The sequence below is a fragment of the Syntrophomonas sp. UBA5494 genome, assembly GCF_002426325.1.
This window is the reverse complement of the sequence record NZ_DIPG01000091.1, coordinates 8,683-10,622: the sequence shown is the minus strand read 5'-3', so window position 1 is coordinate 10,622 and position 1,940 is coordinate 8,683. Positions and strand designations below refer to the sequence as shown.

Annotated in this window: 2 protein-coding genes; both read right to left on the bottom strand. The window is 50.8% G+C overall.

Translation table 11 applies throughout. The features are described 5' to 3' along the window. The coding region (locus B3W37_RS10070; protein WP_483175632.1) for a response regulator transcription factor at positions 1-503 on the bottom strand (503 nt) is incomplete at its 3' end. A gap of 45 nt (positions 504-548) precedes the next feature. Continuing rightward, the coding region (locus B3W37_RS10065) for an acyltransferase family protein (RefSeq protein WP_483175625.1) at positions 549-1,940 on the bottom strand (1,392 nt) is incomplete at its 5' end.

Genomic DNA, 1,940 nt, shown 5'->3' with positions numbered 1-1,940 from the left:
AACATCTTCAGCAAAGCGAATTCGGTCGGCGTTAATTCGATTTCACTATGGTTTTTAAAAAATTTATTGGCAGCGAGGTCCAGCAACAGATCATCGCATGCCAGTATATCATGTCCCGCCTTGAAATGGGGGCTGCGCCTTAACATGGCCTTGATTCGCGCGGTTAATTCAATGGGGTTAAACGGTTTGACCATATAATCGTCGGCTCCTAGTTCGAGGCCGAGAATTTTATCGGTATCCTGCCCTTTGGCCGTCAGCATGATCACAAAGGTCTCAGGCATCTTTTCCCGGACCTGCTGGCAGACTTCCAATCCGCCGATTCCCGGCAGCATCAAATCCAGCACAATAACATCGGGCCTAAAGCTGCTCGACATGGCAAGGGCTTTCTCTCCTGTATCGGCTTCTCCAACTGCATAGCCAACCGCGCTTAGATTAAGAGTGATAAAACTTCTGATTGATTCTTCATCTTCAACCACCAAAACTTTCGTTTTTATATCGATCATCGGACTCTCCATTCCAAGATCAAAGCTCAATATGTATTTCAAAGCTTAGGGATGAACCGCCTTGGCCACCAGCGACACATAAGCCTGAACCCCGGCTTCTTTCAGGTGCACCCCGTCCGCGTAAAAATATTCATTATGGCCGCTGCTGGCGGAATACCAGTCAACCAGTTCTATATCTGGATCAGCGGCGGCAGTCCGGGCCAGGATCTGATTGACCACGCTTTCCCATGGTTTCGGAACCCGGGTGTTAATCATCACGATCCGTCTGTCATCCCCCAGCAAACTCAGTATATCCGTGAGCTGTTTCTCTGTAAATGCTCCATTTGCTCCCAACTCAATTATAACCGTCTTGCCCAGCACACCTTGATCTTTTAGATTCCTGATCACCCCGGGCGCCTGGTGCATTTGCCGGCCAATGGCTGCATCCACTAGAATATCCGGAAAAAGCTGCTTCAGTTCAGGTCCCACTTCCACCATGACTGAATCGCCGATAACCGTAACTCCTCCGCCGGTAAATACATCTTTTTGGTCTGCGCCCTGATTCACCGTCTCAGTACCGGCTTGAATCACAGCTCCATTTCCCTCATTTCCCGGTGATTCTGCCCCGGCAGGCATAGTCGTTTGGTCTGTTTCACTGACAACCTGGGATGCCAGACTCTTTTGCTGCGCCTGGCTGATCATCGAACACCCGCTCACCGCCAATATAAATGCACAAAAAATCAATACTATACTCGATAATGTTGCCTTATCCCGAAATCGAAGCAACTTAGGCCGCCATTGTAAACCATTTGAGAACCACGCCAAATGCTTTTTCCATTTACCGAACCGGATGGGATCCTCGATAAAATACCACGAAATCGCGGCCAGAAAAATGCTCAAAAGTGTTTGTTCAATCGCGAGTTCAATATTCAGTCCCCCGGTATTGACGGCCGGACTGGTTAAGACTATGACCGGATAGTGCCACAGGTAGATCCCGTATGACCAGACCCCCAGCCACCGTAATGGCCATATGCCAAACAGCCTGCCCAGCCGGCTGGCAGGATGGGCCAGTACCGCCACCAGCACCGCCGATACTATTGAGAAGAGCAAAAGCCCGCCGTAATATAGAAAAGATTGATATTGATTGCTTTGCCAGATCATTAAAAGTACGGCCAGCAGCGCTGCTCCTCCGGCTGCATCGAGTATTATACGATGCCGGGGGCAAAGCTCTGCCGATAGTTTGCGGCTGGGCCACACCAGCGCCAGTACCGCGCCAATAAGCAAAGCAAAAGCCCGGGTATCGGTTCCATAGTAAACCCGGTTGGGATCCAGGCCGGGTTGATAAATAACTGCCATGGCGACGGCTGAAGTAATAGCCAAAGCCATGATCAAGCCAATCAGGCGGCCCCGGCGGGGAATATAGCGCAGGCCCAGCCCCAATAGCAACGGCCAGGCCAG